This window comes from Acidimicrobiia bacterium (genome assembly GCA_036396535.1).
GTDB lineage: Bacteria > Actinomycetota > Acidimicrobiia > Spongiisociales > UBA5794 > DASWKR01.
This window is the reverse complement of the sequence record DASWKR010000047.1, coordinates 63,151-88,447: the sequence shown is the minus strand read 5'-3', so window position 1 is coordinate 88,447 and position 25,297 is coordinate 63,151. Positions and strand designations below refer to the sequence as shown.

At 68.8% G+C, this 25,297-nt stretch carries 31 protein-coding genes; 16 read left to right on the top strand and 15 right to left on the bottom strand.

Annotated elements, in window-relative coordinates:
* The 6 genes from VGC47_08275 to rpiB form a co-directional block, all read right to left on the bottom strand.
* Positions 1 to 815: aldehyde dehydrogenase family protein (locus VGC47_08275; protein ID HEX9855294.1), on the bottom strand; the 815-nt coding region annotated here is incomplete at its 3' end.
* 7 nt (positions 816 to 822) lie between these two features.
* On the bottom strand, positions 823 to 1,110 hold the full coding sequence (locus VGC47_08270) for a EutN/CcmL family microcompartment protein (protein HEX9855293.1): 288 nt from the start codon (positions 1,108 to 1,110) through the stop codon (positions 823 to 825).
* Positions 1,111 to 1,129: 19 nt separating this feature from the next.
* Positions 1,130 to 1,432 (bottom strand): BMC domain-containing protein, encoded by a 303-nt coding sequence (locus tag VGC47_08265; protein HEX9855292.1) that lies wholly within the window; start codon positions 1,430 to 1,432, stop codon positions 1,130 to 1,132.
* Positions 1,433 to 1,462: 30 nt separating this feature from the next.
* Positions 1,463 to 2,089 carry a hypothetical protein gene (locus VGC47_08260; protein ID HEX9855291.1) on the bottom strand — a complete coding sequence of 209 codons (627 nt, stop codon included), beginning with the start codon at positions 2,087 to 2,089 and terminating at the stop codon, positions 1,463 to 1,465.
* Positions 2,073 to 2,744, bottom strand: a complete 672-nt coding sequence (gene deoC, locus VGC47_08255) for a deoxyribose-phosphate aldolase (protein ID HEX9855290.1) — start codon at positions 2,742 to 2,744, stop codon at positions 2,073 to 2,075. The genes VGC47_08260 and deoC overlap by 17 nt, the downstream gene beginning before the upstream one ends.
* Before the next feature lie 158 nt (positions 2,745 to 2,902).
* Positions 2,903 to 3,550: a ribose 5-phosphate isomerase B gene (gene rpiB, locus VGC47_08250; GenBank protein ID HEX9855289.1), complete on the bottom strand. Its 648-nt coding sequence runs from the start codon at positions 3,548 to 3,550 to the stop codon at positions 2,903 to 2,905.
* A gap of 112 nt (positions 3,551 to 3,662) precedes the next feature.
* On the opposite strand from rpiB, the gene VGC47_08245 reads away from it, so the two are divergent.
* Positions 3,663 to 4,376: a hypothetical protein gene (locus VGC47_08245; protein ID HEX9855288.1), complete on the top strand. Its 714-nt coding sequence runs from the start codon at positions 3,663 to 3,665 to the stop codon at positions 4,374 to 4,376.
* Positions 4,377 to 4,420: 44 nt separating this feature from the next.
* Here the strand turns inward: VGC47_08245 and VGC47_08240 are convergent, their stop codons facing one another.
* Complete coding sequence (locus VGC47_08240; GenBank protein HEX9855287.1) at positions 4,421 to 4,864, bottom strand: DUF3291 domain-containing protein; 444 nt, start codon at positions 4,862 to 4,864, stop codon at positions 4,421 to 4,423.
* A gap of 31 nt (positions 4,865 to 4,895) precedes the next feature.
* Here VGC47_08240 and VGC47_08235 point away from each other — a divergent pair, with 31 nt between their 5' ends.
* Positions 4,896 to 5,807 carry a DMT family transporter gene (locus tag VGC47_08235; protein HEX9855286.1) on the top strand — a complete coding sequence of 304 codons (912 nt, stop codon included), beginning with the start codon at positions 4,896 to 4,898 and terminating at the stop codon, positions 5,805 to 5,807.
* Positions 5,808 to 5,831: 24 nt separating this feature from the next.
* Here VGC47_08235 and VGC47_08230 read toward each other — a convergent pair whose 3' ends face one another.
* Together VGC47_08230 and VGC47_08225 are read right to left on the bottom strand one after the other, a co-directional pair.
* Positions 5,832 to 6,281 carry a hypothetical protein gene (locus tag VGC47_08230; protein HEX9855285.1) on the bottom strand — a complete coding sequence of 150 codons (450 nt, stop codon included), beginning with the start codon at positions 6,279 to 6,281 and terminating at the stop codon, positions 5,832 to 5,834.
* Positions 6,278 to 6,991 carry a hypothetical protein gene (locus VGC47_08225; GenBank protein HEX9855284.1) on the bottom strand — a complete coding sequence of 238 codons (714 nt, stop codon included), beginning with the start codon at positions 6,989 to 6,991 and terminating at the stop codon, positions 6,278 to 6,280. The genes VGC47_08230 and VGC47_08225 overlap by 4 nt, the downstream gene beginning before the upstream one ends.
* A 129-nt stretch (positions 6,992 to 7,120) precedes the next feature.
* Between VGC47_08225 and VGC47_08220 the strand changes: the two genes are divergently transcribed.
* From VGC47_08220 to VGC47_08185, 8 genes are all read left to right on the top strand, one after another.
* A complete protein-coding gene (locus VGC47_08220; protein HEX9855283.1) occupies positions 7,121 to 7,420 on the top strand; it encodes a PGPGW domain-containing protein in 300 nt (99 codons plus the stop codon).
* Positions 7,421 to 7,431: 11 nt separating this feature from the next.
* On the top strand, positions 7,432 to 8,346 hold the full coding sequence (locus VGC47_08215; GenBank protein HEX9855282.1) for an ABC transporter ATP-binding protein: 915 nt from the start codon (positions 7,432 to 7,434) through the stop codon (positions 8,344 to 8,346).
* Entirely contained in the window at positions 8,343 to 9,233 is an 891-nt protein-coding gene (locus tag VGC47_08210) for a hypothetical protein (GenBank protein ID HEX9855281.1), read from the top strand. The genes VGC47_08215 and VGC47_08210 overlap by 4 nt, the downstream gene beginning before the upstream one ends.
* Positions 9,230 to 10,180 carry an ABC transporter ATP-binding protein gene (locus tag VGC47_08205; protein HEX9855280.1) on the top strand — a complete coding sequence of 317 codons (951 nt, stop codon included), beginning with the start codon at positions 9,230 to 9,232 and terminating at the stop codon, positions 10,178 to 10,180. The genes VGC47_08210 and VGC47_08205 overlap by 4 nt, the downstream gene beginning before the upstream one ends.
* Entirely contained in the window at positions 10,177 to 10,911 is a 735-nt protein-coding gene (locus VGC47_08200; GenBank protein HEX9855279.1) for an ABC transporter permease, read from the top strand. Before VGC47_08205 ends, VGC47_08200 begins: the two co-directional genes overlap by 4 nt.
* A gap of 67 nt (positions 10,912 to 10,978) precedes the next feature.
* Positions 10,979 to 12,544, top strand: coding sequence for a murein biosynthesis integral membrane protein MurJ (murJ, locus tag VGC47_08195; GenBank protein HEX9855278.1), 1,566 nt, complete (start codon positions 10,979 to 10,981; stop codon positions 12,542 to 12,544).
* Between the two features lie 80 nt (positions 12,545 to 12,624).
* Entirely contained in the window at positions 12,625 to 13,569 is a 945-nt protein-coding gene (locus VGC47_08190; GenBank protein HEX9855277.1) for a glycosyltransferase family 2 protein, read from the top strand.
* A complete protein-coding gene (locus VGC47_08185) occupies positions 13,562 to 14,353 on the top strand; it encodes a sulfotransferase (GenBank protein HEX9855276.1) in 792 nt (263 codons plus the stop codon). Before VGC47_08190 ends, VGC47_08185 begins: the two co-directional genes overlap by 8 nt.
* Here VGC47_08185 and VGC47_08180 read toward each other — a convergent pair.
* On the bottom strand, positions 14,337 to 15,563 hold the full coding sequence (locus tag VGC47_08180; GenBank protein HEX9855275.1) for a hypothetical protein: 1,227 nt from the start codon (positions 15,561 to 15,563) through the stop codon (positions 14,337 to 14,339). The two genes, VGC47_08185 and VGC47_08180, sit on opposite strands and share 17 nt — an antisense overlap.
* Positions 15,564 to 15,653: 90 nt before the next feature.
* On the opposite strand from VGC47_08180, the gene VGC47_08175 reads away from it, so the two are divergent.
* Positions 15,654 to 16,442, top strand: coding sequence for an NDP-hexose 2,3-dehydratase family protein (locus VGC47_08175; protein ID HEX9855274.1), 789 nt, complete (start codon positions 15,654 to 15,656; stop codon positions 16,440 to 16,442).
* Positions 16,439 to 17,407 carry a Gfo/Idh/MocA family oxidoreductase gene (locus tag VGC47_08170; GenBank protein HEX9855273.1) on the top strand — a complete coding sequence of 323 codons (969 nt, stop codon included), beginning with the start codon at positions 16,439 to 16,441 and terminating at the stop codon, positions 17,405 to 17,407. Before VGC47_08175 ends, VGC47_08170 begins: the two co-directional genes overlap by 4 nt.
* Before the next feature lie 3 nt (positions 17,408 to 17,410).
* On the opposite strand, the gene VGC47_08165 is transcribed toward VGC47_08170, so the two are convergent.
* Entirely contained in the window at positions 17,411 to 18,556 is a 1,146-nt protein-coding gene (locus VGC47_08165; protein HEX9855272.1) for a DegT/DnrJ/EryC1/StrS family aminotransferase, read from the bottom strand.
* A gap of 122 nt (positions 18,557 to 18,678) precedes the next feature.
* Between VGC47_08165 and rfbB the strand changes: the two genes are divergently transcribed.
* The 3 genes from rfbB to VGC47_08150 all read left to right on the top strand — a co-directional run bounded on the left by rfbB (position 18,679) and on the right by VGC47_08150 (position 22,442).
* Complete coding sequence (rfbB, locus tag VGC47_08160; GenBank protein HEX9855271.1) at positions 18,679 to 19,719, top strand: dTDP-glucose 4,6-dehydratase; 1,041 nt, start codon at positions 18,679 to 18,681, stop codon at positions 19,717 to 19,719.
* A gap of 10 nt (positions 19,720 to 19,729) precedes the next feature.
* Entirely contained in the window at positions 19,730 to 20,617 is an 888-nt protein-coding gene (rfbA, locus tag VGC47_08155) for a glucose-1-phosphate thymidylyltransferase RfbA (GenBank protein ID HEX9855270.1), read from the top strand.
* A 148-nt stretch (positions 20,618 to 20,765) separates the two neighbouring features.
* Positions 20,766 to 22,442, top strand: a complete 1,677-nt coding sequence (locus tag VGC47_08150) for a hypothetical protein (GenBank protein HEX9855269.1) — start codon at positions 20,766 to 20,768, stop codon at positions 22,440 to 22,442.
* Here VGC47_08150 and sodN read toward each other — a convergent pair.
* On the bottom strand, positions 22,427 to 22,843 hold the full coding sequence (gene sodN, locus VGC47_08145) for a superoxide dismutase, Ni (protein ID HEX9855268.1): 417 nt from the start codon (positions 22,841 to 22,843) through the stop codon (positions 22,427 to 22,429). The genes VGC47_08150 and sodN overlap by 16 nt on opposite strands.
* 119 nt (positions 22,844 to 22,962) lie before the next feature.
* On the opposite strand from sodN, the gene lepB reads away from it, so the two are divergent.
* On the top strand, positions 22,963 to 23,466 hold the full coding sequence (gene lepB, locus VGC47_08140) for a signal peptidase I (protein ID HEX9855267.1): 504 nt from the start codon (positions 22,963 to 22,965) through the stop codon (positions 23,464 to 23,466).
* Between the two features lie 34 nt (positions 23,467 to 23,500).
* Here the strand turns inward: lepB and VGC47_08135 are convergent, their stop codons facing one another.
* The 3 genes from VGC47_08135 to VGC47_08125 form a co-directional block, all read right to left on the bottom strand.
* Entirely contained in the window at positions 23,501 to 24,115 is a 615-nt protein-coding gene (locus tag VGC47_08135) for a methyltransferase domain-containing protein (GenBank protein ID HEX9855266.1), read from the bottom strand.
* A gap of 204 nt (positions 24,116 to 24,319) precedes the next feature.
* Positions 24,320 to 25,000 (bottom strand): DNA alkylation repair protein, encoded by a 681-nt coding sequence (locus VGC47_08130; protein HEX9855265.1) that lies wholly within the window; start codon positions 24,998 to 25,000, stop codon positions 24,320 to 24,322.
* Positions 24,997 to 25,296, bottom strand: a complete 300-nt coding sequence (locus VGC47_08125; GenBank protein ID HEX9855264.1) for a hypothetical protein — start codon at positions 25,294 to 25,296, stop codon at positions 24,997 to 24,999. The genes VGC47_08130 and VGC47_08125 overlap by 4 nt, the downstream gene beginning before the upstream one ends.
* Between the last annotated feature and the right edge of the window lies 1 nt (position 25,297).

Genomic DNA, 25,297 nt, shown 5'->3' with positions numbered 1-25,297 from the left:
CGCCCGGCAGCCTCGACGTCTGCCGTCGGGTCGACGACTGCGGGTGGGTTGCCCGGACCTGCCGTGATCGCCTTCTTGGGCGTGCGCAGCGCCTCCCTGACGACGCCCGGGCCTCCGGTCACCAGGAGCACCCGCACATCGGGGTGCTCCATGAGCTCCTTGGCGGACTCGAGAGTCGGCTCGGGGATCGCAGTGACGAGATCGGGAGGGCCACCCGCCGCCACGATCGCCCTGTTGAAGACCTGGACGTTCTCGACCGAGACCCGCTTCGCATTGGGGTGGACGTTGAAGACGACGGAGTTGCCGGCGGCGACGCTGGCGATGGCGTTGTTGATGATGGTCGACGTCGGGTTCGTCGTCGGGGTGATCGCCCCGATCGTGCCGTACGGGGCGTACTCGGTGACCATCATCCCCTGATCGCCCGTCACGGCTTGCGGCTCGAGGTCCTCCGGACCGGGGGTCCTCGTGGTGACGAGCCGGTTCTTGATGACCTTGTCCTCGGCCCTGCCGAGCCCGGTCTCCTCGCGGGCCATGTAGGCCAGCCGCTCGCCCTCACGAAGCATCGCCGCCCGCATGGCGTCGACGATGGCGTAGCGGCCGTCGAGCCCGAGGTCCCGGTAGGCGACGAACGCTCTGCCGGCGGCCTTGACCGCCTCGTCGATGGTGGGGTATATGCCGTCGCCGAGCCGGTCGGCGTCCATCGCCAGCTCGTCGGCTGCTCGCAGTGCCGGGCCCTGCCTGGCGGCGTGCTCGGCGGCGGCGACCCTGCCCTTGACCCGGGCGATGATCTCGTTGACCTGGTCGTCCGTCAGCACGGCGGCCTCACTTCGTGTACTTCACTTCCCCGTCGACCTCCCAGGTGTCGACGATCGCCATGACGACGGCGTCGCACGGCCGGTCACGGGTCACGTCGGTCTGGCGGGCCGAGCTGCCCGAGGCGTACATGACCACCTCGCCGACGCCTGCGCCGACCGCGTCGACGGCGACGACGTACCCGCCCGAGGCGGCGCCCTCGGAGTCGAGTTGACGAAGCACGAGGAACTTCATCCCCTCCATGAGGGGTTCCTTGCGGCTCGCCACGAGCGTGCCGGCGACCATTCCGAGTTGCATTGGCGGCCCTCCGGTTCTGTCAGCCGAGCTCGGCGGCCGCCTCCTCGCCGCGCCCGAGCGGCAGCACGGCATCGATGTTCAGGTGCGGGCGTGCGATGACGTGGGTCGCGATCACCTCGCCGACCTTCTCGGCGCCGCGAACGCCGGCGTCGATGGCGGCCTTCACTGCTGCGACGTCGCCGCGAACGATCGCAGTGACGTAGCCGCCTCCGGTCTTCTCGTACGCGACGAGCTCGACCTTGGCGGCCTTCACCATCGCGTCGGCGGCCTCGACCATTGCCGCGAAGCCACGCGCCTCGATCATGCCAAGCGCATCAGCCATCGATGCAGCTCCCTTCCTCGTGTTTCGTGTTCACGTTTCCCGACCTTCGAGACCTTCGAGCGACGCCACGGCCGCCTGCCACCCGACTTCGATGTCGCGCTCCTCGCCCCCGAGGTACACCCGGCCGACGGCGCCGAAGGAGCGAACCTCGAGGACGTTGATGTTGGCCGCCTTCTCGGCTTCGTTGGCGGCAAGCGCCGCGTACCCGGCCGGGTCGCACTCGAGGACGTAGAGCGTCTGGCCGGGGATGAGCATCTGGCCGTGGCGCATCCGGTTGATGAGTTGCGCCTGGTGGTCGTCGACTCGCCTGATGATCTGGCTCGACACGACCTTGGGCTTGACCCTGTCCGCCTCGGTGACGCCGATGGCATCGAGGATCGCCGCTCCTGCCGCCCTGGTGTCCGCCTGGTCGGGCGAATGCACCTCGAGGAGGCCGAAGACCCGCTCGACGATCTGCATCCCCGGTTTGACGGTCGTCGCCTTGAGGGCGATGTCGGTGATCCGGTTGATCTCGATGCCGGGAGCGATCTCGACGTACAGCGACGAGTCGCCGGCGAGGGGCAGGAAACCCTGGGCGATCGTGCCGAGGAAGGCGGCGTACTGCGGTTGCAAGCTGTCGAGGAACGCGTACGTTCTCAGGTCAATACCGGTCGCCACTGCCCTCTCCCTGGTCGCCGCCCACGATCTGCACTCCGGCGGACGCCCCGATTCTGGTCGCTCCGGCGGCGATCATGCTCTCGGCGTCCTCGGCGGTCCTCACTCCCCCCGACGCCTTCACCCCCATCTCGGGTCCCACGGTCTCCCGCATCAGCGCCACGTCGTACACGGTGGCGCCCCCCGGACCGAACCCGGTCGACGTCTTCACGAAATCCGCCTTGGCCGCTTTGGCGGTCGCAGAAGCCCGCACCTTCTCCTCGTCCGACAGCAGCGCCGTCTCCAGGATCACCTTGCAGATCGCTCCGGACTCGTGGGCGGCGTCGACGACCTTGGAGATGTCGGTCTTCACGAGGGCCCAGTCGCCGGACTTGACCGCACCGACGTTGATGACCATGTCGACCTCACGGGCGCCGTCGCGCAGCGCCTTGCGGGCCTCCATTGCCTTGATCTCGGGCGTCGTCGCCCCGAGCGGGAAGCCGATGACCGTGCACACGACGGCATCGCTTCCCTTGAGGTTGTCTGCGCAGCGCCGCACCCACGTCGGATTGATGCACACCGAGGCGAAGTGGTAGGCGGCGGCCTCGGCGCACAGCGTGTCGATCTCGGAGGCGGTGGCGTCCGCCCTGAGGAGCGTGTGGTCGATGTAGTGCGCCAGGTCGAGGGGGACATCCGATGCAACCCCGCTGAAGCTGACCCGGTCGGCCCCGTTGGCGACCACCTTCCTCACCTGCTCGGGGGTTCGGCAGAAGTCCCCGAGGGCGATCGCCGCAATCACCTCGCGGGTCACGGCCTCGATGATGCGGTCGCGCTCGGTCACTGCGGCCTCGCATAGGCTCGTTCGACGTCGGTGATCTTCTCGACCCGCCGGGCGTGCCGGCCCGGCCCCCAGTCGGTGCCGAGCCACTCCTGGACGATCTGCCAGGCGAGGGCCTCGCCGATGAGCCCGGCGCCGAGGGTGAGCACGTTGGCGTGGTTGTGCTCGCGCGAGTTGCGGGCGGACGACAGGTCGTAGCACAGGGCCGCCCGCACGCCCGGGACCTTGTTCGCCACGATGGCGGACCCGATCCCGGCCCCGTCGACGATGATCCCGTAGATCGACGATCCGGACGCCACCTCACCGGCGACCGCGTGCGCCAGGTCCGGGTAGTCGACGGGCTCCATCGACTGGGTTCCGCAATCGTGGACCTCGTATCCGGCTTCCTTGAGCTTGAAGGCGATGCGCTCCTTGAGGGCATAGCCCCCGTGGTCCGCTCCGACGGCGATGCGCCCGCCCGGGGCGCCGGGGGACACCGTCTCGCTGCTCGGTGCAGCCGGGGCGTGGTGGTCCGTCGTGTGCTCGGCGCCGGACTCCTCCGCTGCGTCGCCGGCGGCGATCCCGTCGGCCGAGCCATGCGGGCCGAGCCCGTCCACGATGCGCTCCACGAGCTCGCGGATCTCCTCGGCATTCGGCATGGGTTGCATCTGCGGCGGGCCCCTTCCAGCTTCGCCAATCCTAGGGACCGGCCCGGGCGGGCCACTGCTCGGGCCTCACGGGATCACCCTGCCCGGCGGCCAGTCCGTAACATGTCGCAGGATGCGACACGATCCGGCCTTTCTCTGGGAGACGGAGGCGATGCGGGAGACTACCGATCGCCGCTCCGTCGCCGCGCCGCCCCCGCACCGCGATGAGAGTCGATCAGAACCGGGGTTCACGACGCTGCGAGACGCCAACGACGTTACGGGCATCCCGGTCGACACCCTCAGGAAGTGGGCGAGGCGCGGGGCGATCCCCTCGTACGTCGACGCCCGCCACAACCTGCGGATGGTCAGCATGGAAGGCGTGATCGCCCGGGCGGCAGAGCTCGGAAGGGACATCACCATCCGGCCCGACGTCGCCACCGCCGGCCCCCCGGCGTCGCACCCAGGCCCAACCCGGACGGCCGTCTCGGCTCCGCCGGTCGAGTCCCCGGTTGGGCGATCGGCACCACCGGATCGAACCGGGGAGACGATGATCGTGCCGATCGCGGCGTGGGACAAGATGCTCATGCAGCTCGGGAACCTCCACGAGGCGGGCCAGCAGCTCGCCGAAGCGAGGGAGCGAGCCGCCAAGGCCGAGACGGAGGCGCGCTTCCTTCGCGAGCGCCTCGTCGAGTTGCGCGGGGAGCTCACCGAGGCGAGAGCGACAACCGTCGGCGCCGACGCCGTGCCGCAGTCCTCTCCGGCAGATGCCGAGAAGACGGGCGAGGTTCGTCCGCAACCCCTGTGGCGCTACGTGTACCAAGGGTGGCGGGGTCGACGGCGCCGCTAGGTGACCCACGGCGGCCTCACGCCGCCGGGAAAGGCCCGGCGGCCTCAGGCCGCCGGGAAGGTCTCCTTGAACGTGAAGGCGCACTGCGACGGCCCGCTGCTCCGCAGGTGCTGCAAGCGATCCTTCGCCTCGTGGATGGTCGGGACCCTCCCGGCGGGCTCCCACCACAGCACCATGTGAGGCTCGTCCATGCGGTCGAACCACGAAGCCCGGTCTCTCAGCACGCCGAGGTGGTTCGAGCGATAGACGAACTCCCGCAGTGCTTCGATGGATTCCCACAGCGACATGTTGATGAGCAGCATGTCGTCGTCGAAGGCTCGGATCGAAGTTGCGTCCCCGTCTTCCGTCTGGAGACGCCAGACGAAGCCGGAGGCCGCGTCGGCCAGGGCGTTCACCGGCTCGAGTTGATCGACGAAACCCTTCATCCCGAGATCGTCGAGCGGGAAGCGCATCCTGGCGATGTTGAGCTGCGCCAGATGGTGCGTCATCGACCTGAGGCTAACGGCGTAGCATCGCCCGATGAGCTCCCGTGTCTGGGCGGCGATCGCCGCGGCCGCCGTCGGATTCGGGACGTCAGGCGTCGCCACCCGGGCGGCCCTCAACGCCGGAGTTCCCCCGTACACGCTCGTGACGGTGCGGGCGCTCGGCGGTGCGCTCGTCGTCCTGGCGATCCTGGTGGCGATGCGACGCCCGGTTCCTCTCGACCGTGCCACATGGCGAAACGGACTGACGTTCTCGGTCTTCCAGATCGCGCTGCCGTACGTGCTCTTCACCCTGGCGTACCAGAACGCCTCTGCCGGTTTCGTCGGCCTCCTGGCGGCGCTGTTCCCGCTCGGCACGGCGACGATCGCCCATTTCGCCCTCCCCGACGAGCCGATGTCGGCCGGCAAAGCGCTCGGTTTGCTCATCGCGCTCGCCGGGGTCGGCGTGATGCTGCTCTCGGGCGACAGCGGATTGGCCGAAGGAGGCAGACCGGTTCTCGCCTTCGGGCTCGGCATCGTGGCGGTCGTCTCGATCTCGGTGTCCGGCATCATCGCCAAGCATCAGTCGCACCACTACGGCGTGCTCGAGATCACCGGCATCCAGAGCGCCCTGGCGTTCGTGTGGCTCACCGTCGTGACACTGTTCGTCGAAGGGACGCCTGCCGTGCCGACCACCTGGGCCATGGTCCTCTTGGGATACCTCGTGTTGATGGGCAGCGTGGTGCCGTTCCTGCTGTTCTACTGGCTCCTGCGACACGTCTCGACGACGCGAGCGAGCCTCATCGGCTATCTCGTGCCGTTTGTCGCCCTCGTGACCGGCATCGTCCTCATCGACGAGCGGCTCGAGGCCGGGATCGCGATCGGCGGCCTCCTGATACTCGCCGGCGTCATGTGGACCGACCGGGCGGAGCGCAAGGTCGTCCCGAGGCGCGCCGTGGTTCCTCACTGAGGCGCAGTGCCATCACGCGACCGTTCAGCCGAGCCTGCGGGCGGTGGCGATGACCGCGGCTCCGAAGGCTGCGACCACGAGGCCGAACGTCACGACCGCCGCCTGGAGAACACCGAAGTCGCCGCTACCGACACCGATACCGTCGGCGAGCCCCCCGAACACCGCGACGACTCCTCCTGCGGCGGCGAGGCCCACCCCGAACCCGAGGCTCTCGAATGCGCTCTCCACCCTCACAGGCCACGGACGGTATCGGACGAGCATGAAGGCGGCGACCACGCCGCACCCGAGGGCGATCGCGAAGGCGATCCACTGGAGTCGGCCGATACCGGGGCGGGCATCCGACACGACGCGCTCTCCCAGCACGGCAGTGGCGATGGCGGCGAGGCTGGCGGCGGCGAAGGCGATGCCGGTCCACATCTCGCGTCGGTTCGGCGGTGCCACTGGCTGCTTCGGCTTCCTCTTGGGTCGTGTCATTCTGCTCCCATCGTCGCACTACTCCGCCGCGTCGACGCCACGCGGAAGCCCGCCCAGAGGAGCACCGCCCCCCCGAGGAGCGAGGCGGCGAAGCCACCTCCTTCGCCGAGCGCCGTGAGCGATCCCCCGACGGCGGGGACGACCGTGCCCGCCACGATCAGCAGGTTTCCGACCACCACCGACCGCATCGCCCGGGCCCTGACGGTCGATGCGATGGCGAGCCCGACGATGAGCAGCGTTCCGACCCCGCCCGCTACCGCGGCGAATATCCGGGGGCTCGGGAGCATGGCGCCACCCGAGATCTCCGTGAGCGGCGAATCGAAGACCTCGGAGCCCTCGGGCACGCCGACCTCGGCCACCGGTGTCACCGGCACCGCGGCGAGCACGACCCACACTGCGGCACCCAAGAACCAGATGAGCACCAGCAGCATGCGACGGCCCGCCTTCGGCCCGACCACCAGGTACATCGAGCCGAGGGCGAGGACCGGGATGTTGGCGACGGCCCCGAACACGTAGAACACCCTGAAGCTGGTGTCGGACCATCCGAACGCCAGGCCGAATGCCAGGGCCGAGGAGGCGAGGGCGTACAACGTCACGCCCGCCGCCCAGGCGGCGGCGTGCGGACGCGGCCGCGCCAGGTGGCTTCGCCACAAGTCGAGGGCGAATCCCGAGGCGACGACCGCCGCCAGCGTCGCGAACGCGGTCTCCATCGACGTGCGACGATACCGGCGAAGGCGCCGCACCCGTCAAGTAGCGCCTCTCCTCGACGAGGAGAGGCCTCTCCCGTTGAGGTAGGGGCCCCGTCCTGTTGCGCGTCGCGACCGATACCATTGGGTCACATGGGCGACCAGACGCTTCCCGAGGAGACGGCGGACCCCGTCGAGGTCGACGCCGACCCGGTCGACAACGACCCGGAGGTCGGAACCCTCACGCCGATGCGAGCCGTCCGCAAGGTCGCCATCGGGGTCATCGGTGGGACGGTCACCGCCGCCGGGATTGCGCTGATGCCGCTACCCGGGCCGGGAACACCGATCGTGCTCGCAGGCCTCGCCATCCTCGCCACCGAGTTCGAGGTCGCCAGACGCGCCCTCGACGCCGGCAAACGGAAAGCGAAAGAGCTCCTCGAGCGCCGCAAGTAGTGTTCGGCGACATGTCCGAGCCGATCATCTCAGTCACCGGGCTCGGCCACGCGTACGGCGACATCGTCGCCCTCCACCACGTCGACCTCGACGTGCCGCCTGGTCGCATCGGCCTCGTCGGCGCCAACGGCGCAGGCAAGAGCACGTTCATCAGGATCCTCCTCGGCATCCTCGTCCCGACGGAGGGGACCGTCTCGGTGTTCGGCGAGAGCGTCCAGCCGGACCCGACGACCGTCCGAGCTCGGGTCGGCTACATGCCGGAGGGGAGCTGCCTCCCGCTCGACCAGACGGCCGCCGACTTCACCGTCTACGCCGCCGAGCTGGCTGGGATCCCGGCCAAGGCGGCCAGGCAGAGGGCGTCCGACGTGCTGACACTCGTCGGGCTCCACGAGGAGCGCTTCCGCTTCCTCGGGGAGTTCTCCACCGGGATGAAGCAGCGGGCGATGCTCGCCCAGGCGATCGTGCACGACCCGGAACTCGTGTTCCTCGACGAGCCGACGGCAGGCCTCGACCCCGAGGGACGCGACGAGATGCTCGACCTCATCGCCAGGCTCGGCAGCTTCGGGATCAACGTGCTCAGCTCGTCGCACGTGCTGTCGGACATCGAGCGGACGTGCGACTGGGTGGTGATGCTCGATGGGGGCAGGGTCCTGAGGAACGGTCCGCTGGCGGGCCTCACCGACACCTCGACGGTCGAGGTCGAGGTGCTCTCGGGACAGGACGTCGTCGTCGCCGAGCTCCGCAGGCGGGGCGCCGAGGTGACGATCCGCCATCACATGATCGAGTTCGACCACGTCAACGGAGACCCTTTCGCGCTCATCCGTGACGTCCTCGTCGACACCGGCATCGGAATTCGGTCGATGGGGGCCAAGCGCACCACCCTCGAGGACATCTTCCTGGAGGGCGGCGCGGAGGACACGACGTGACGACAGAACCAACAGGCGCAGTCTTCGACCTCGGGTACGTCCCACACAGCGGTCCCCGGCTCGGCAGACGCGGCGCCTTCAAGGCGGTCATCCTCGACGGGGTGAGACGGGTCCTCGGGCTGAGGCGCAAGGCCCGCAAGAAGGTGCTGCCGTGGGTCTTGTTCGGGGTGGCCCTGCTACCGGCGATCGTCTTCGTCGGGCTCGCCTTCTTCCTGTCGACGTTCTCACCGGACGCCGAGAGCCCATTCGGCGGTCACGCCGAGTACTTCGGCCTGGCGGCGGGATCCACCCTGCTCTTCATCGCCCTGGCGGTTCCGGAGCTGCTCATCCCCGACCGCGTCCAGGGCGTCCTGGCGGTCTACAGCTCGCGCCCGTTGACCGCCCGCGACTACCTGCTGGCGCGGTTCACCTCGCTCGTCATCGTGCTCTCCGGGTTCCTCATCGTCCCGCAGCTCCTCCTCTACTTCGGGCTCTCGTCTCTCGATCCGGACGGGGTGGCGACGGCGCTGGTCGCCAACCTGGACAACCTGCCGAAGATCCTGGCGACGTCGCTCGCCTTCGTGGTGGCGTATGGGTGCCCGGCGATCCTCGTCTCGATCTTCGCCAAGCGTCTGGCGCCGGCCTCGGGCGTGTTCCTCGGGATCATGTTCGTGTCGCAGGTGCTCGCCGAGTCCCTGTCCGAAGGAGCGGAGACACTCGGGCGCTGGGTCTCGCTCGTGGCGCTCCCGGACCACCCCCTGGCGATCCGCGACTGGGTGTTCGGCGAGCAATCCGCCAGCATCATGGGCAGAGCCGGTTACAGCCCGTGGGCGTCGGTCGGCATCCTGACGGTCATCGCCATCGCCACCGGCTGGATCGCCATTCGCCGCTACCGGGAGCTGATGTGACCTCGGAGGCAAGGAGCCCCGCCTTCGTCGCCGACGCCACCGTCGAGGTGCTCGGCGTATCGAAGTGGTTCGGGCAGAAGGTGGCGGTGAGCGACGTCTCCTGCTCGTTCGGACCGGGAGTGACCGGTCTCCTCGGACCGAACGGCGCCGGCAAAACGACGCTGCTGCGGATGCTCACGGGATTGATCCTCCCGTCCGAAGGAACCGTCCAAGTCCTCGGCGTCGAGCCCCGCAACCGCGTCGAGGTGTACGAGAAGATCGGCCTCGTACCGGAGGAGGACGCCGTGTATGGCTTCCTCACGGCCCGCGAGTTCGTGACGTACGCCGCCAAGCTGTCGGGTGTCACCGATGTGGCCGGCGAGGCGGACCGGGTCCTCCGGGCCGTCGAGATGACCGATGCGGCGGACCGCGCCATCTCGGAGTATTCGAAGGGTATGCGCCAGCGCACCAAGGTCGCCGCCGCCCTCATCCACAATCCGCAGATACTCGTCCTCGACGAGCCTCTCAACGGGACGGACCCGGTGCAGCGCGCCCACCTCATCCGGCTGTTCCGGGAGCTCGGCAGCGCCGGGCACACGGTCATCGTCTCCTCGCACGTGCTCGAGGAGGTGCAGCGGATGACGGACAGGGTCATCGCCATGGTCGACGGCAAGCTGGCCGCCGCCGGAGACGTCGCCGCCATCCGCAGGGCGATGACGGATATCCCGTACCGGGTGCTCATCGAGTCCGACGACTCCAGGGGCCTTGCCACGTCGCTCGTCGGCGCCGAGTACGTACAGGGCGTCCGCCTGTCGGGCGACTCCATCCACATCGAGACCCGCGACCTGGCCTCGCTCGGCACAGACATCGCCAGAGTGGCCCGCGATCTCGACGCCAGGATCACGACGTTCCGACCCGAGGACGAGTCCCTGGAGAGCGTCTTCCGCTACCTGGTGCGGCGAAGATGAGCGCCATCGTCACCATCGTCACCATGACGTTCCGCCAGGTCCTCGGGGTCCGGAGGATGATCGGGCTGGCGCTGCTGGCACTCGCTCCCGCGGCGATCTTCTTGCTGAGCCCGGGCAGGATCGACCCGTTCGTCGGTGTCACCATCGGCCTGCTGTTCAGCGTCGCCGTTCCGGTGATCACCCTGATATTGGCGTCGACCGTGCTCGGCGAGGAGCGCCGTGAAGGAACGCTCTCCTTCATCGTCCTGCGCCCCATCCCCCGGGTGTCCATCGCTTTCGCCAAGCTCGTGGCCGCAGTCGGCTCCGCCTTCGTGCTCACCGGAGTCGGCGCCCTGGCGATGGCGATGGTGATGGGCATCAGGACGGACGAGTTCGGATACGTGGTCCCGTTCCTCGTCGGATCCCTCGTGGCGACGTTGGCGTATGCCGGCGTCTTCGTGCCTCTGGGATACGTCACGGAGCGGGCGACCATCGTCGGGCTCGCCTTCGTGTTCATATGGGAGAGCGCCGTCGCCGGCACCATTCCCGGATTGGCGGCGACGTCGCCGTGGCGGATCGGCTTCGGCGCCCTCGTCGGTCTCGCCCCGGACGAGTTCGGGGCGGCCGTGCCCGACTTCGCCCTCGGGACGATGCAGCCTGGAGCCGGCGGCGCCGCCGTGCGGGTGCTCGTCGTGATCGCACTGGCGCTATGGCTGACGACGACCATCCTGCGCAAACGCGACCTCGCCTGACGCGGCGGGCTGCCGCCCAGGCGGTCTTACCCGGCTTGGCGGCCCTGTCGAGCTACCTTCGAGCACCGTGACCACCTCATTGCGGCGCACCATGGGCAAGGCAGCCCTCATCGTGTCGGGAGGCGTGCTCCTGTCCCGCCTCCTCGGCCAGCTCCGCGAGATCATCTTCGCCGGCATGCTCGGCGCAGACGCCGTCACGGACCAGTACGTGGCGGCGTTCCGGATTCCCGACTTCCTCAACTATCTCCTGGCGGGTGGCTTTCTCTCCATCACGTTCATCCCGATCTTCTCGAGGTACCTCGCAGACGACGACGAATCCGGAGGATGGGAGGCCCTCAGCGCCATCGTCCGGCCGATCGCCGCCGGCATCACGCTGCTGGTGGCGATCGGATGGGTGGTCGCACCATGGGTGATCCGCCTCATCTACCCCGACTTCACCCCGGCGCAGGTGGCGACGACCACGCATCTGACCCGGGTCGTCCTCCCCGCGCAGGTGTTCTTCGTCGTCGGGGCGCTGTTCACCGCCGTCCAGTACGCCCGCAACGTCTTCACGATCCCGACGCTGGCGCCGGTCATCTACAACGTCGCCATCATCGCCGGGGGCGTCGGCTACGCAGCCGCCTCCGGCACGGCCGATCCGGAGGGCTTCGCGTGGGGAGCGCTCGTCGGGGCCTTCCTCGGGAACTTCGTCATCCAGTGGTGGGGCGCCCGAAGGGTCGGGATGCGGATTCGCTGGCTGAGCGGCTGGCGTCACCCTGCGCTCGTCCAGTACCTGGCGATCGCCCTTCCGCTCATGATCGGCCAGTCGATCGTCGTGCTCGACGAGACGTTTATGTCGACGTTCGGCGATCTCGTCGGCGACGGGGCCCAGAGCCAGCTCCAATACGCCAGGCGCACGATGTTCGTGCCGATCGGGATCATCGCCCAGGCGGCCGGGGTGGCTGCCTACCCGCTGCTCGCCAGGCTGTTCGCAGAGCGGAGGCACCGCGACATGGCCGACACGGTCGACGTCGCCATGCGCTGGGTTCTCGTGCTCTCGCTGGCCGCCACCGGCCTTCTGGCAGCGATGGCGGTGCCGGTGACACGTGCCCTGTTCCAGCGGGGCAGCTTCGACGCGGCGGACACCCAGGGAAGCGCCACCGCGCTGTTCTTCTACTCGTTCGCCATCCCGATTTGGGGAGCCCTCCAGGTTCTCTCGAGGGCCTTCTACGCCAGAACGCAGATGTGGACGCCGGTTGTCGTCGGCTCTGCGGCCACGGTGGCGGCAGTGCCGATCTACGTCGCCCTGCAGCGGAGCCTCGGGCTGCGAGGCGTGGCGGCGGCGTCCGTCATCGTGCTCGGCGGCTACTCGGCCGCGCTGGCGGCTGCCTGGTATCGCGAGCCGCAGCACAGAGGGAGGGCGATCGACGTCGCCTACACCGCCGGGCGTGCCGTCCCGCTCGTCTTCGCGGGCGGCGCGGTCGCCTTTGCGATCAGCGAGGGTGTCGCCAACGTGGCCGGCACCGGTTTCGTCGCATCCTCGGCGGCCGTGCTCCTCGGAACGGCAGGATTCGGGGTCGCCGCCCTCGGCGCCGGCTCCGCTCTCTTCACGGTCTTCGTACGAGCGCCCGCCCCAGACCGATCGAGCGGGTGACCTGCGATGCACTGGCGCGCCGCCAGGATTGCGTTATCTTCGGGCGATCGGCCGAGGACGAAGACCGCGGAGCTGTCGCGATGACCAATCCGCAACCGGCGTGCAGCATCGTCATCCCGGTGTACAACAGCGAGGGGATCCTCGGAGATACCATCGACCGCACCGTCAAGGTGTGCGAGGACTCCGGGATCGTCTACGAGTTGATCCTCGTCAACGACGGCAGTCGCGACGGCTCGTGGGAGATCGCCTCGGAGCGCGCCGCCGAGAATCCGAAGATCATCGCCGTCGACCTCCTCAAGAACTACGGGCAGCACACCGCGGTGTTCGCCGGGCTACGTCTCAGCCGTGGCCGGTACGTCATCACGATGGACGACGACCTGCAGAACCCGCCGGAGGAGATCGGTCCGATACTCGCCAAGGCTGAGGCGGAGCAACTCGACCTCGTCATCGGGAAATTCCACGAGAAGCGCCACTCCCTGACGCGTCGTCTGGGAAGCAGGGTGGTCGGCTGGATGAACACCAAGGTCTTCGACAAGCCCAAGGATCTCGTGCTGACGAATTTCCGGTGCATTCGTCGCGACGTCGTCGACCGGATGGTCGCCTACCAGACGGCGTACCCGTATGTCACCGGCCTGGCCCTCATGTTCTCGAGGCGCAGGGCCAACCTGATGGTCGAGCACCACGACCGCGCCGTCGGAGAGAGTGGCTACAGCCTGGCGAAGATCGCATCCGTCGTGTTCCGGATCATGTTCAACTACTCGTCCTTCCCGCTGCGCGTCGTGAGCGGGTGGGGTCTCATCATCACCGCCGGGGCGTTCGCGGCGACGGCGGTGATCTTCGTCCGAGCCATCGTCGTCGGGACGACGGTTCCCGGCTGGACGTCGGTGGCGCTCATGGTGACGTTCCTCAACGGTGTGATGCTCCTGATCACCAGCATGCTCGGCGAGTACGTCGTCCGGCTGCTCAACCAGTCGAGCGAGCCGCACGGCTACCACATCCGCGAGATCGTCGGCGGCGATGCCTGACCACTTCTTCGTGGTCGGGGCGCAGCGCTCCGGCACGACATACCTCTACCGGCTCCTCGAGGCTCACCCCGAGATCGCCATGGCGCGCCCGCTGCGGCCCGAGCCGAAGTTCTTCCTCGACGACGGCCAGCACGGGCGGGGCGGCGGCTGGTACCTGGACACCTACTTCCGGCACGCCGGCGACGCAGCAGCCCTCGGCGAGAAGAGCGTCGGCTACCTCGAGTCGGAGAGGGCGGCCCGACGGATCGCCGAGGCGCACCCTGCCGCCACGATCGTGGCGGTGCTCCGCGAGCCGATCGCCAGGGCGGTGTCGCATTACGGCTTCTCCGTTGAGAGCGGCGTCGAGACCCGCGACATCGAGACGGCGCTCGGGGGCGACCTCGACCTGGCACGAGGCAACGCCGGATGGTTCGAGGTCGGCGACACCCGGATCGCCTCCGACCCTTTCGCCTACCGGAGGAGAGGGCGCTACCGCGATGACCTCGCCGTGTACCGGGGGCTCTTCCCTTCGGAGCAGCTCGTCGTCATCCTGTTCGAGGATCTGGTGTCGTCACCCGGTGGCGCCGCCGCCCGGTTGTACGGGCAGCTTGGCGTCGACCCCGGCTTCCGGCCCCGGGACCCGGATGTCGTGGTCAACCCGGGCCCCCGCCCTCCCGGACTGTCGCCCGGTCTGCTCGCCGACCTCGCCGACTACTTCCGTGAGGCGAACCGCGCTCTCGCAGAGGAGTTCGGCCTCGACCTGTCGCCATGGGACCGGCGGCGGGGCCTCAGCGGCGCCGGATGAAGCCGAGCAGTCCGAGCCACCCGGAGAGCTCGGCGACCACGAAGGCGGCGACCACCCGGCCCGTGGGGTCGCCGCGCCAAGCCAGCAGGGCCACCGCCCCGGCGACGAGCCCGAAGAGCCAGGCAACCTGGATCTCGGCCGTGCGCCCCCCGGCCGTGAGCACCAGGACGAGGCCGAGGCCTCCGAGAGCGAGGGCCGTGCCGGCCGCGATCCACGCCACGACGGCAGCTCGGGGCGGCGTACCCGGGGCGAACACCAAGTCGATCAGCCACGGCCCGGCCAGGTATCCGCCGGCCAATCCGGCGGCGGCGGCGACCAGGCTCGAAGCGGCGATGCGAGTCGCCACCCGCCGCACCGCCCGGCAATCGCCGCTCAGGACGAGCCGCGTCAGCGGCTCCGTCGCCCGGGTGGCCACCCCGAGGGCCAGGAGGTAGGGCGCCCGGAAGAGGGCGAGGGCGAGGAACAGCCCGGTCACCGCGGCCGCCGAGCCGCCGATCGCCTGCAGCACGACCGGCCCGGCGTTGAGGATCACCTGAGCGACCAGGATCCCGCCGGCGAGCCCGCCGAGGAATCCGAGCGGAGATTCTCGGCTCGGCTCCCTGAGGGGAAGCCGGACCGCCTCCGGCCAGAACACCGCCACGAGGGGCCCGAACGCCAGCGCCGTGGCAAACAGCAACACCGAATCCGACATGGCGGCGATGACGACGGCCAGCCCGAGCCGCAGCAGGTTCTCGGCGGCGATGTTCGCCGCAGTGGCGTAGTAGCGGCCCCGCCCGGACAGCACGCCCCGCTGCAGCCCCGTGAACGCCGACCCGGCCATGACGGCGAAGACCAGGAGGGGCCACCCGGCCGAACCCTCGGCGAACAACGTCCCCCGCCACAGCCAGGCCGCCAAGGCGATGGCGGCCGCCACGGCAACGGCCACGGCGGACAGGCGAGGGACCGCCCCGCCGACACCGGCCGTGTCGCCGTCGACGGAGATCCTCCTGATCGCCCAGTGCTGGATCGGGAACGTGAAGAGGGCGACCGACACCGCCCAGAACGTCCACAGCACGGCGACCGGTGCCATGGCAGCGTCCCCGTACGTCCTCGTACCGACGGCGATGTAGGCGTATGCGGCGACACCGTTGACCGCGGTGCCGATGAGCACGGCGACCGATTCGCCCGCGATTCGGGCCCTGGATGCGCCGGGCGAGCGCGAGGCAGCCATTGGCTGGAGTGTACGGAGGACGTCGTGGGTCGAGCGGTCGACTGGAACGGTCCACGCGAAGGTGCAACTCGGGGAATAGGGTGAGCAGTCTTGACCAGTCGAGCGTTGACCTTCCACCAGACCGTCGATCACTACCGGGAGGTGATGCGCGCCTCCGGCCTGGCCGACGTCGACACTTCGCAGGCCGAAGCGGCCGTGGAGTCGATGCGAGACTGGTCAGGCTTCGGTGATCTCGCCGAGCTCCGCCGCTGGTTCCTGGACCAGCGGGCGACCAACCCGATGCAGGTTCGCAAGGTCCCGATCTCCGAGTGCCGTGATTGGTATGTCGACGACGCAACGGGTTACGTCCACCATCGCTCCGGAGAGTTCTTCGTCGTCGAAGCCGTCGAGGTCGCCATGTCGAGCACCCGCGAGGTCGGGTCCGGCGGCTGGTGCCAGCCGATCCTCAGCCAGGTCGGCGACGACGGTGGGATCCTGGGTCTCGCCCGTAAGCGCTTCGAGGGCGTTCCTCACTACCTGGTCCAGGCAAAGGCGGAGCCGGGCAACTACGGGGTCGTGGCGCTCAGCCCCTCCGTCCAGGCGACATTCAGCAACCTGAAACGCGCCCACGGCGGCCAACTCCCGACGTTCGCATGGTTCTTCTACCCCGAGGTCCCGGAGCGCTGCCGAGAGATCGTGAGAGCCTGGCTGTCCGAAGATGGTGGCCGGCTGTACAACAAGCGGAACCTCGGAATCGTGGTCGAGCTGCCTGATGACGAGCCCGTCGAGCTCACGGCCGACTTCCGATGGGTGTCGAAGTGGCAGATCAGGCAGCTCTTCGCAGAAGACGCCTGGGTCAACCCGCACCTCTTCAGGCTGATCTCGCTCCTCCCGTCATGACAGGGACGCACCTGCGGACAGTCGTCGTAGGTCTCGGGAATCACGCCGAGAGAACGGTGCTGCCCGCGGTCGCCGAGGCCCGGGGTTGGGAGCTGACCGGCATCGTCTCCGCCCACGCCGAGGCGGACGGTGACCGCCAAGCGCCGACCTTCCGAGACGTGTCGTCGTGCGTGGCGGCGATCGTCCCGGACGCCGCCTACGTCGCCGCCGTGCCGGCGGCCCACGCCTCGACGTGCATCGAGCTCATCGAGGCGGGTGTGCCGCTCGTGGTATGCGAGAAGCCCCTCGCCCTCGATCTCGACCAGGTACGCACGGTGCTCGACAAGGCACGGACGAGATCGGCGGCCGTCGTCGAGGTGCTCGCCTATCAGCATCATCCACAGTTCGCACGCCTCACCGACCTGCTGGAATCGGCAGAAGTGGGCGGTCTGGCACACGGCTGGGCCCGCTTCTCCTATCCGCACCTGCCACCGGAGAACCACCGGTACGCGGCCGCCGCCGGCGGCGGGGCCCTTCTCGACGCGGGCATCTATCCGCTCTCGCTGGCGATACGGCTGCTGGCTGGACGGCCCCTCGAGGTCCAGGCGAGAGCGCACCGCGGCGAGGGCGAAGTCGACGCCTCCGGCACGGCGACGCTCACCGACGACCTAGGTCGTGCATTCCAGGTGTCGTGGGCAATGGGCACTGCGTACGCCAACCTGGCACGGATCGTGGGACGCACCGGGTCGGTCGAGGTGCCTCGGCCGTTCTCGAAGCCCGCAGACTACGCGGAGCCGATCGTGCACATCGCCGGCGACGGGGAGCGCTCCCCGGTCACGTACCAGGCGGGGAATCAGTTCGCCATCATGCTCGAAGACATCGCGGCGCACCGCGACGATCCCTCCTGGGTCGATGCGACCCACCGCGACGCCGAGGCGAGATGGGCGGTCATCGAGCGAGTCGGCGAGGCAGTGGCGACGGCTTGACATTCACCGCCGGTCGAGCCACGCCAGCACCTCGCCCGAGACCCGCTCCATCGCCGCCAGATCCATCGCGGTGTGCAGAGGGAGTCGGAGCACGCACGCCGCCCACTTCTCGGTGAGCGGCAGCGGTCTGTCGAGGCGCCGTTCCGTGCCGTACGGCGAGTTGTGCAACGGCACGTATCCGATGTAGGCCTGGATCGCCCGCTCCAACAGCGTCTCACGAAGCGAGTCGGCCGCCTCAGCTGACTCGAGGCGCACGAAGAAGGCGTGGAAGTTGTTAACCGCCTCGGGCCGCCATGACTGGATGTGCAGGCCGCTGCCCTCCAGGTCGCCCAGCCGGGCGGCGTACCCTTCCCACAGCACCCTTCTGCGTGCGAGGATCTCGTCGTACTCCTCGAGGCCGGCGAGGAGCAAGGCAGCCTGGATCTCGGTCGACTGGAAGCTCGACCCGAGCGTCACCCACGAGTACTTGTCGACCAGCCCTTTGAGCAGTGCCTGGCGGTTGGTGCCTCGCTCCCACATGTAGGTGGCGGTGTCGACGAGGCCGGCGTCGTTGATGAACAGCGCCCCGCCCATCGAGCTGTGGACGTTCTTGGTGTAGTGGAACGAGATGGCGGCAACCGGCCCGAACGTGCCGGCCCAGCGGCCACCGAGGGCGCTGCCGAACGACTGGGCGCCATCCTCGGCGACAAGTATCCCGCCCGTGTTCGCCCACGCCTCGATCTCGTCGATGTCCCCGGGGTTGCCGGCGTAGTGGACGGGGACGACGACAGAGCCGCGCGGCGGCGCCGCGGCGGCGAACTCGGCGGTCCCGGGGCTCATGGTCGCCGGATCGATGTCCACGAACTCGAGCTCGTAGCCGGCTCGGAGGTAGGCGTTGGCGGTCGATGAGAAGGTGAAGGAGGGCATGAAGACCTTGCCGGCGCCGCGCTCGGCGGCGAGGAGCATCGCAGACACCTCGAGGGCGGCCGTCGCCGAGTGGGTGATGAGGACCTTGGGAACCCCGAAGCGCTCCTCGATGAGCGACGAGCACCGCTGAGTGAACGTCCCGTTCACGTTCTCGTTCGCCTCGAGAGCTTCGAGCACGTATGAGGCGGCCTTGGCCGGCGTGTGGGCGACGTGGAACCTGATCGGGTCGGGTGAGGCGGTCATCGGTGGGCTCCCCCGGATCGATGGGCTCGCGGAAACCGTCGGTAGCATACCGGGACGATGACATTCCACCGGGCCATCAGTTGCCGCGCCGTCGAGCAGCGACGCGCCGCCGGAAGCCGCTCGTGGCGATCCTGATCACGGGGGCCGCAGGGTTCATCGGTGCGAACCTGGTGCGACACTTGCTGGAGCGCTGGCCGGACGAGCAGGTCGTGTCGTTCGACCTGCTCACCTATTCCGGCCACCTGGCAAGCCTCGCCGAGGTGCTCGACCGTCACACGTTCATCCATGGCGACATCCGTGACCGCGACGCGGTGCGTGCCGTGTTCGAGGGTCATTCGATCGACGGCGTCGTCCATCTCGCCGCCGAGAGCCACGTCGACCGCTCGATACTCGATCCTCTCGAGTTCGTCGAGACCAACGTGACCGGGACGGTTGTGCTGCTCCAAGAGGCAACGAGAGCCTGGGGCGACCGCACGGACGTTCGCTTCCACCACGTGTCGACGGACGAGGTGTTCGGCGCGCTCGGGACACAGGGCGTCTTCACCGAGTCGACGCCGTACGCCCCGAATTCGCCGTACTCGGCCTCGAAGGCGGCATCCGACCACTTCGTGAGGGCCTGGCACGAGACCTACGGAATCCCCGTCGTCATCACGAACTGCTCCAACAACTACGGGCCGTACCAGTACCCGGAGAAGCTGATCCCGCTGGCGATCACTCGTGCTCTCGCCGGCGAGGCCGTGCCGATATACGGCGACGGCAGCAACGTGCGGGACTGGCTCTACGTCGCCGACCACTGCGACGCCGTGGCGCTCGTGTACGAACAGGGCGAGGTCGGGCAGACGTACTGCATCGGAGGCGAATCGGAGGTTCCCAACCTGCACCTCGTGGAGATGCTCCTCGACGAGCTCGACGGCGCTCGTGGCCTGGAGAGGGGGACGTCGCGCCCGCTGATCCGGTTCGTCACGGACCGCCCGGGGCACGACTTCAGGTACGCGATGGGTATCGACCGGATCCGCGCCGACCTCGGCTGGTCCCCTTCGGTGGGGCTCGCCGACGGGCTCGCCCGCACGGTGCGCTGGTACCTCGCCAACCTCGACTGGATGGCGCACGTGCAAAACGACGATCATCGGGTCTTCCACGAGACGTGGTACGGCGGGAGGTGATCGCAGAGTGATGGCAGGTGCGGCCACACACAGGGGGATCCTGCTGGCGGGCGGCAAGGGCACCCGCCTCTATCCGCTGACCGCCTCGGTCAGCAAACAGCTCACGGCCGTCTTCGACAAGCCCATGGTCTACTACCCGCTCACCACCCTGATGCTCGCAGGGGTGCGGAACATCCTCGTCATATCCGACCCGACCGACCTCGACGGATACCGCAGGCTGCTCGGCGACGGGTCGTCGTGGGGGATCTCGATCGAGTACGCCGAACAGCCCCAGCCCAACGGCATCGCCGAGGCGCTGATCATCGGCGAGCACTTCATGCGCGACGACCACGTGATCCTGGTGCTGGGAGACAACCTCGTCTACGGCCGCTACGACTTCCTGCGCAGCGCGGTCGCCGAGCGTGGCGATCATGCCACGATCTTCGCCTACCACGTCGACGACCCGAGCTCGTACGGCGTCATCGAGATCGGCGACGACGGGGCGATCCTCAGCCTCGAGGAGAAGCCGGCACAACCCCGCTCGCACTGGGCGGTGCCCGGGTTGTACGTCTACCCGCCGGGTGTGACCGCCGAGGCGAGGCACCTGGTGCCTTCCGGGCGAGGCGAGCTCGAGATCACCGACCTCCACCGCCGCTACCTGGACCAGGGTCGCCTGCGGGCGAAGCGCATGGGGCGGGGAACCGCCTGGTTCGACACGGGAACCGCTCAAGAGCTCCTGGAAGCGGCGAACTTCATCGAGGCGATCCAAAAGAGGCAGGGTCTGCTCGTCGGCTGTCCCGAAGAGGTCGCTTACCGGATCGGCTTCATCGGCCACGACGAGCTCGTGACCCGGCTCGAGACACTGCCCCTCAGTCCTTATCGGGAGTACCTCGAACGCGTCGCCGGCGACGAGATGTGAAGGTGGCCGGTGCGACGGCGGGATGGATCGCCGGGAGCCAGGTGCGTGCCAGAGTTCTCCGGTTTGGCTCTCCGACCTCGAATCGGCGCCCGCTCGTGAGGCCGGGGCCATCGGCAGCCGAAGCTCCGCAGCCCGGCGAGGATGCCATATGACCGCTGTAGCCGAGGAAGAGCACGCAGCTCGTCCTCCCCCGCGGCCCGGCGTTCCGAGGTCCGAATGGATCGCAGTCGGACTGATCGTCGTGCTCGGCGCCGTGCTCGTGGGGTGGTGGAGCAGGGACGCCTGGTTCTACAGCGACTTCTGGGACTTCTTGACGCTGCGCGACCTGGACCGTCCGGGTGACCTGCTGGAGCCACACAACGGCAACTGGCAGCTCCCTGCCGTTGTCGTGACCCGCTTCATCTATCGGGTCGCCGGCATGGACTTCTGGCCCCTGCACTACCTGCCGCGCCCCCTCGCCTGGGCAGGGATCACGGTGTTCGCCTGGTGGCTGCTCCGAGGTAGGCGCGGCGCCGATCCCATGGTCGCACTCGGATTCGCCGCCCTCATGACGTTCCTGGCCTCGAGCTGGTACTTCGAGGGCCCTCATCTGGGAGCCCCGATCGCCATCTCATCCATCCTCGGCGCCGCCCACGTCATCGACACCCGGCCGGAGCCCAGGAACCGCGATCGAGTGCTGGTCTTCAGCTTGCTACTGGTGGCCGTCGTCTCCTCCGGGCCTGGCGTCACCGGCATGGGGGCCATCGGGATCGGCCTCGTGCTCACGCGAAAGCTGCGGGGCTGGATCGTTCCGGTCACGGCAGTCGCAGCCATCTACGCGGCATGGTTCCTGGCCCTCGGCGTCGAACCGAGCACATCCGGGCCTCTGCGATCAGGCCTTGCCGTCCTCGGCGGGCTCGTCCTCAACGTGGAGAACAGCATCGCCGAGCTCTTCGGACTTGCAGCGTGGATGGGCCGGCCGGTGCTCGTGCTCGCATGCGCCGGCTTGCTGGTCCTGGCGTGGAGGCGCTCGCTCACCGCCTTCGACGTGATCCTGCTCGTGTGGGCGCTGCTCTACCTCGGCCTCGCTGCCCGATATCGGGCAGGGACTGCACGGGCCGCTTACGGCTCGAACGTCCTGTGGATGACCCTGCCGATCATCGTGACACGGATCCGGCCGACGGGTCGCGGTCTGAGGCGACTCGGCCTCGCCCTGATCGTGGTCCTCGTCCTGTCGAACGCCGTGCGGCTCCACAGCGGCATCGCCGAGAGGGTGGCGAGCATCGCCACCAGCCGGGAGGTCATCGAATCGATGGCGGTACTCGTCGACAACGGGCAGGCCTACGGCCCACACGTCAGCCTTCGCAAGGCCTCCCTCAGCAACTACCTGCGACCGGAGGGGCTGCTCCGGCTCATCGATGAGGGGTGGGATCCCGGCGTCGTGTCGGCGCGAGATGACGCCATCGTCCAGCTCAACGCGGCCTTGCTCGGCAGCGAAGCCGAGACCTCACCCGCTCCGGTGATCGTCGACGGCCACTACCGAAGGAAGGACGGCTGCGTCTCGGGGCTCGGGGGCGACGGTCTCTCCGTGCGCGTGGTCGGCTCGGCGACCGTGCTGGCAAGGTCGTCGCAGGCGACCGACCTCTTCGTGAGCTGGTCTGCGCGAGGTACCAGCGCGACGGCAGAGCTCGGAAGGCTCAGGCGCGCCGACCGCCCTCTCTACCTGTACGGTCCGCCACCCGATGGGGCGCTGATCACGTTCGCTCCGGCCGACGTCGTGGAACGGATCATCGTGTGCGGGGTCGTCAGGGCGGACACCGCGGTGACGTCTCAGCTCGGTGGGTAGACCCCGGCGGTCTTGGCGGCCTCGGTCTGCCAGAAGATGTCGGACACGTCCTGGATGAGGTCGATGAGCTTCTCGGACACCGCCGGGTCCATCGACTTCTTGGCCTCGCCGGCCTGCTTGATGGCGTCCCAGAACACGCCGTGGAGCTGAGGGAACTGCTCGAGGTGCGGCGGCTTGAAGAAGTCGACCCACAACACCATGAGGTGGTGCTTGACGAGCTCGGCTCGCTCTTCCTTGATCGAGATGGCGCGCGCCCTGAAAACCTCGTCGTCCGAGCCGGCGTACTTCGTGCAGCAGTTCAAGACCGAGCGCGCCTCGATCATCGCCTGGGCGGGGTCGTACACGCCGCAGAAGAGGTCGCAGTGCGCGTGTGCGACGTGGCGAGGGGTGAATACACCCACGGTGGCACCTCCATGTCGTCTTCGTGGTCGCGGTGACCATACCGCACGGCAATCCGCGACGAACCGGCGGCTTCGCGATTGGCCCCTACCCGGGCCCCTGACCTTCGTAGACTCGTCGCGTGCCGATCAGCGCTCGAACGAGAGGCGGATTCGCGGCCGGGGTCCTCGGCATGGCTGTGCTCGTCGTCGCCTCACTGCGGGGCCGCCTGAGAAGGTTCGTCATCGCCGAGAAGTCGATGGCGCCGACGCTGGACGCCGGTGACTTCGTCGTTGCGGCGAGACTCGACGGACTGCCCGCCAGGGGCGACGTCGTCGTGTACCCCGATCCCTTGGCGCCGGAGATGGATCTCGTGAAGCGCGTCGTCGGCCTCCCGGGCGAGACGATCGTGATCGAGAACGGCCAGGTGCACGTCGACGGCGCCGTGCTCGCCGAGCCGTGGGCCGACGGGCCGACGATGCCCGACGGGCGGTGGGCACTCCAAGCAGACGAGGTCTTCACGCTGGGTGACGCCCGAGCGATCTCGACCCACGACAGCCGGGCGTCCGGGCCCGTCGCCCTCAGCGACGTCGGTTGGAGGGTGGCGCTGCGCTACTGGCCGTTGGCGGCGGCGGGACGCATCTGAGGGGTCGAGGACGCCGGCCGCCCGGCGCGAGCGATCAGGTCGTGATCTTGCGGGCGATCAATGCGGCGTCGATGGCGTCGCCAACTGCGTCCTCCCTGTCGACGTGGCGGAGCACCTTGTCGTTGAGGTCGATGACGAGGGAGGCGAAGTCCTCGCCGAGCTGCTCCTCGGTGTACAACACCTCCGGGGTCTGCGGACCGCCGACGCCGTGCTCGAGGTTGTCGAGGTGGTGAGCGACGAGTAGCACAGTGCCGCCCGGGGCGAGCGCTTCGACGGCCCTGGCGTGAACCCGGGGCCGCTCGGCCGGCGGCAACTGGACGTAGGACAACAGGACGAGGTCGTATCGGTCGGTGGGCCGCCACGCCAGGAGGTCGGCTACGACGAACTCGACCTCCACGCCCTGCTCGGAGGCGATCGACCTCGCTTGAGCGATGGCGGCCTGCGACCAGTCGACGCCGGTGACCCGGTGGCGCCGTTTGGCGAGCCAGATGGCGTTGCCTCCCCGGCCGCAACCGAGATCGAGCGCCGTGCCGGGAGGAAGGGCGCCGGCGTTGCGGACGACGAACTCGTTCGGCTCGAAGCCCCACCGGTACTCGTCCGTCTCGTACCTGGTGTCCCAGGCGGCGCGCCGTTCACTCCAGTCAGTCATTCGACGCCTGACGTTACCGCGGCACCGAGGGCGGACGGCTCGGAGGCGGCGACGGCTGCTGTCGGCGCCGGGCAGTCCGCCGACGTCTCGCCGTCGCAGCATTCCGCCTGGTTGAGCCCGAGCATCGCGCAGGCGCCGTCGCGACAAGCGGCGTGGCCGTGCACGTACCCCATCGGTTGCCGACACCAGGCGAGCACCGTCGCCTCAGCTCACCGCGAGGTGCTTCGTGGCCTCACGGAAGCTGAGACCCGAGAGCTCGGCGCGGTGCGCCAGCGCGAACTCCCTCACCGTATCCGGGGCCGTCTTGGCGTACTCGCGTAACGCCCACCCGATGGCCTTGCGGATGAAGAACTCGCGTTCGTGGGCGCAGGTCTCGCACAGCTCGAAGAGGAGGACCGGATCGGTCTGGTCCTTGTGCCCGACCTGGCTGATGATGGCGGCGCGGCGGATCCACATGTCGGCGTCGGCGGCCCACGTCCGGATGGGGGCGGTGAGCTGCCGGCGATGGTCGCGCAGCACCCGGCCCACCAGCCGGACCGCGACCTCGTCGACGAAGTCCCACCATGCTCCCTCGACGATGAGTCTCCGGTAGAGCGGCATGCTCGACGGTGTGACGAACCGTCCGTGATGAGTCGCCAAACCGATCGCCAGGTACTTCTCCTCGCGGTGCGGCAGCGCCCACAGGTCGAGGACCGCCTCCTCGTACTCTTCCCGACTCTCGACGGGGAAGCGCTCGATCATGGCGCGCAACACCACCGAACGGGCCGGCTTCTGGACCCCGTAGAACGGCATGTCGGCCTTCATGTAGGCCGCCATGCCGGCCGCCTTGCCCGGGTCGGCGAGGGCGGAGAGCTCCTCGGCGACGAACGAAGCTCGGTCCGTCACACGGCATCCTCCCGGGTGGGCATCGTATTCCTCATCGCGTCGACGCTAATGCCGATGTTGTCCAGGATGACTCCTACACTCCGCGCCGTGAACTCCCGAAGTGCGCTGGGCGCACTGGTCGCGGTCACGCTGATCGCCACGGGCTGCAGTCGCTCCACAGAGACAACCACCAGCACCACGTTGCCGCCCGCCACGACCACCAGCGCCCCGCCGGCCAGCACGACAGCCGCACCCACCACCACTACCACTTCGACCATCGCTCCCGCGCCGGTCGAGGTGGCGTACTCGCCGCTCAAC